The organism is Vibrio sp. 2132-1 (assembly GCF_033344315.1).
Genome location: NZ_JAWPON010000241.1, coordinates 1 through 776, shown reverse-complemented (window position 1 = coordinate 776; position 776 = coordinate 1). Strand labels below are relative to the sequence as shown.

At 47.2% G+C, this 776-nt stretch carries 1 protein-coding gene and 1 pseudogene; both read right to left on the bottom strand.

All coding sequences use genetic code 11. The annotated features are described in order from the left end of the window. On the bottom strand, positions 1 to 556 hold a 556-nt coding region (locus R8N47_RS24690; protein ID WP_318186036.1), incomplete at its 3' end, for a DNA-processing protein DprA. Further along, positions 540 to 776: pseudogene (locus R8N47_RS24685) on the bottom strand (peptidoglycan-binding protein); the annotation flags it as partial. The pseudogene R8N47_RS24685 and the gene R8N47_RS24690, both read right to left, overlap by 17 nt.

Genomic DNA, 776 nt, shown 5'->3' with positions numbered 1-776 from the left:
GAGCAGGATAAATATGTTCTAAACCAGACCCGAGCACAGCTATCGTCTTACCACCCGCTTGTAGCGCACCATCATGAGCATGGCCATCAATCCCAAGCGCTAAGCCGCTAGTGACAATCAATTCTTGTTGAGCCAACTCTGCCGCAAATTGACGTGCATGGTGTAAACCATCAAAACTGGCGTTCCGGCTGCCCACCATGGCAATTTGTGGTTGCGATAAAAAGGTAGGATTCCCCTCAACAAATAACAACGGAGGCGGAGCGACAACTTGCTTGAGTAAAGGGGGATATAAAGGATCGGCCAGCGTCAGAATGTGATGATTTGTAGAAGTGGCTAGCCACGTTAAACAAGCATCGACCTCTTTATCGGCCGAAGCCCAAGCTTGCAACTGTTTGTTCGTCAAACCCAATTGATAGAGCTGATCAGAAGAGGAATTGATGATATTGCGAGGCGTATCTTTGGCGAGCAGCTTATTCATTTTGACCCCACCGATGCCTGGCAAGCAACTCAGCTTAAGCCAGGCAGCAAGGTCACTGTCGTTATTGCGTGGTTTCATTGGTGGTCGACTCTTGCGTCAGAGGCGAAACCACAGAGACCTCTTTATTGATGGGTTTAGTGCTGGTTGTGATCAACGCTAAGCTAAAGTACTCATAAGGACGAATGACCAGCAACTCACCAACTTTGCTTTGAGGTAAGGTTATTTTCTTATCGAGGACACCAAACTCTTTCTTGAATTCATCGCCATCTTTGTAAACCGGATGCGCGTCTTCTTTTAA